The organism is uncultured Pluralibacter sp., assembly GCF_913775985.1.
Taxonomy (GTDB): Bacteria; Pseudomonadota; Gammaproteobacteria; order Enterobacterales; family Enterobacteriaceae; genus Pluralibacter.
In genome coordinates this window covers 1-3,062 of record NZ_CAJYMB010000025.1, presented here as the reverse complement: position 1 = coordinate 3,062, position 3,062 = coordinate 1, and the positions used below count along the sequence as shown (strand labels likewise).

Below are 3,062 nucleotides of genomic sequence, written 5' to 3'. Positions count from 1 at the left end.
ATCGCCCCCCGGGACATCACCAGATCCTGATCCGCCAGCTCGGCGGCGAAATCGTAAAACTGCTCCACCAGCAGGATCGCCATATCGCCCCGACTGGCGAGCTGGCGGATGACCTGACCAATCTCTTTGATTACCGACGGCTGAATGCCCTCCGTCGGCTCATCGAGGATCAGCAGCTGCGGGCGGCTCGCCAGCGCCCGGCCAATCGCCAGCTGCTGCTGCTGTCCGCCGGAAAGGTCGCCCCCCCGGCGCTGCTTCATCTCCCGCAGCACCGGAAACAGCTGGTAAATCTCCTCCGGCACCGCCCGCGCCTCGCGGGCGGAAAAGCGCGACATCCCCAGCAGCAGGTTCTCTTCCACCGTCAGGCGCGGGAAGATGTCGCGGCCCTGGGGCACATAGGCGATCCCCGCCTGCACCCGCTGGTGCGGCCTGCGGTGGGTAATAGCACGGTCCTGCCAGCTGACGCTGCCGCTGCGCACCGGCACCAGCCCCATCAGGGATTTCAGCAGCGTGGTTTTCCCCACGCCGTTGCGCCCCAGCAGGCAGGTTATCTCGCCGATCTTCACCTCGAAACTGACGCCGCGCAAAATGTGGCTGCCGCCGTAATACTGATGCAGTTCCTCTACCTGTAACATAATGGCTCCTCAGCGCCCGAGATAAACGTCAATCACCTGCTCGTTGGCCTGCACCTCGCGCAGGGAACCCTCCGCCAGCACCTGCCCCTGGTGCAGTACGGTCACCTTATCTGCAATGGTTTCCACAAACCCCATATCGTGCTCCACCACCATCAGCGAGTGTTTGCCCGACAGCGTGCGGAACAGCTCGGCGGTCCAGGCGGTTTCCGCATCGGTCATTCCGGCTGCCGGCTCGTCGAGCAGCAGCAGATGCGGCTCCTGCACCAGCAGCATGCCGATTTCCAGAAACTGCTTCTGGCCGTGGGACAGCAGCCCCGCCCGGCGGCGGCGCTCGCCTTCAAGACGCAACAGCAGCAGCACCTCGTCGATTCTGTCGCGCTGTTCGCCGCTGAGGGTGGCCCGCAGGCTGGCCCACACCGACTTATCGGCTTTAATGGCGATATCCAGGTTCTCCTCCACGCTGAGCGCCTCAAATACCGTGGGCTTCTGAAATTTGCGCCCAATGCCCCGGCGGGCGATCGCCACCGGATCGAGGGTCAGCAGATCCACCGACTGGTCGTACAGCGCCCGGCCGCTCTGGGGCCGGGTTTTCCCGGTGATGACGTCCATCAGCGTGGTTTTTCCCGCGCCGTTAGGGCCGATAATGCAGCGCAGCTCCCCCACGCCAATCTGCAGCGAGAGGTTAGTCAGCGCCTGAAAACCATCAAAGTTGACGTTAATATCCTCAAGCTGCAGCACCGGATCGGTCTGCTCGCGGAAACGATCGGTGGGCTGCTGGCGGGTAAAAAGTCCTTCTTCCTGATGCATCACTTCTCTCCTCTGCGCAGCAGGCCAATCACCCCGCGGGGTAAAAACAGGGTGACGACGATAAAAATCAGGCCGAGAAACAGCTGCCAGTACTCCGGCAGCGCCACGGTAAACAGGCTTTTCGCGCCGTTCACCAGCCCGGCCCCGAGCACCGGCCCTATCAGCGTACCGCGCCCGCCCAGCGCCACCCAGATAGCGGCTTCAATGGAGTTGGTGGGCGACATTTCGCCGGGGTTAATAATTCCCACCTGCGGAACGTACAGCGCTCCCGCCAGACCGCACAGCACCGCCGACAGCGTCCACACCAGCAGCTTGAAGCCGCGGGGATCGTAGCCACAGAACATCAGGCGGTTCTCCGCATCGCGCACCGCGGTAAGGATGCGGCCAAACTTGCTGCGCGCGAGGGCAGAGCCGAGCGCCAGGGTCGCCACCAGCAGCAGCACCGTGGCTAAAAACAGCGCCGCGCGGGTGCCGGTGGCGGTAACGGAAAAGCCGAGCAGCGTGGTAAAGCCGGTAAAGCCGTTGTTGCCGCCGAAGCCGGTTTCGTTACGAAAGAACAGCAGCATGCCAGCGTAGGTCAGGGCCTGGGTCATGATCGAGAAGTAAACCCCTTTGATCTTCGAGCGGAAAGCGAACCAGCCGAAGACCAGCGCCAGCAGGCCCGGCACCAGCATCGCCAGGGCCAGCGCCCAGGCAAAGTGCTGAGTGCCCCACCAGAACCACGGCAGATCGCTCCAGGAGAGGAAGGACATAAACGCCGGCAGCCCGTCGCCGGCGGCCTGGCGCATCAGGTACATACCCATCGCATACCCGCCGAGAGCAAAGAACAGCCCGTGCCCCAGCGAAAGCATGCCCGCATAGCCCCACACCAGATCCAGCGCCACTGCCACAATGGCGTAGCACAGGATTTTACCCACCAGGGTCAGCATCCAGGTGGACACATACAGCGGGCTGCTGGCGGGCAGCAGCGCCAGAAACGGCATCACCAGCAGAGCGGCAATAATCAGCCCGCCGATAATCCGCAGCGGGCGCGGCGCGCGGCGGGCCAGGGTCAGAGTCAGTGGCTGGCTCATCAGTCGATAACCCTCCCTTTTAGCGCAAACAATCCCTGGGGCCGCTTCTGAATAAACAGGATGATCAGCACCAGAATGAGGATTTTCCCCAGCACCGCGCCCATCTGCGGTTCGAGGATTTTATTGAAGAAGCCGAGGCCGAACGCCGCGGCAACGCTGCCCGCCAGCTGGCCGACGCCGCCCAGCACCACCACCAGAAATGAATCAATGATGTAGCCCTGGCCCAGCTCCGGCCCGACGTTGCCGAGCTGCGACAGCGCCACGCCGCCCAGTCCGGCAATACCGGAACCGAGGCCGAACGCCAGCATATCCACCCGTCCGGTAGGCACCCCGCAGCAGGCGGCCATTGACCGGTTCTGGGTCACCGCCCGCACGTTGAGTCCGAGGCGGGTTTTATTGAGGATTAGCCAGGTGAAAAACAGCACCAGCAGCGCAAAGACGATGGTGGCAACGCGGTTCCAGGGCAGGATCAGGTTCGGCAGCGCCTGAATACCGCCGGAGAGCCACGCCGGGTTAGCGACCTCGACGTTTTGCGCCCCGAACAGCA

General features: G+C 63.4%; 3 protein-coding genes and 1 pseudogene. All 4 read right to left on the bottom strand.

Annotated elements, in window-relative coordinates; all coding sequences use genetic code 11:
• Positions 1 to 635: urea ABC transporter ATP-binding subunit UrtE (gene urtE / locus QZ766_RS03610; protein WP_297197379.1), on the bottom strand; the 635-nt coding region annotated here is incomplete at its 3' end.
• 9 nt (positions 636 to 644) lie between these two features.
• A complete protein-coding gene (gene urtD / locus QZ766_RS03605) occupies positions 645 to 1,442 on the bottom strand; it encodes an urea ABC transporter ATP-binding protein UrtD (RefSeq protein WP_297197376.1) in 798 nt (265 codons plus the stop codon).
• On the bottom strand, positions 1,442 to 2,515 hold the full coding sequence (urtC, locus tag QZ766_RS03600; RefSeq protein ID WP_297197374.1) for an urea ABC transporter permease subunit UrtC: 1,074 nt from the start codon (positions 2,513 to 2,515) through the stop codon (positions 1,442 to 1,444). Before urtC ends, urtD begins: the two co-directional genes overlap by 1 nt.
• A pseudogene (locus QZ766_RS03595) lies at positions 2,515 to 3,062 on the bottom strand (urea ABC transporter permease subunit UrtB); the annotation flags it as partial. The gene urtC and the pseudogene QZ766_RS03595, both read right to left, overlap by 1 nt.

Bases quoted from the DNA above. Each gene is read 5' to 3' on its own strand.
- urtC (WP_297197374.1), bottom strand. From the start codon at position 2,515: ATGAGCCAGCCACTGACTCTGACCCTGGCCCGCCGCGCGCCGCGCCCG.
- urtD (WP_297197376.1), bottom strand. From the start codon at position 1,442: ATGCATCAGGAAGAAGGACTTTTTACCCGCCAGCAGCCCACCGATCGT.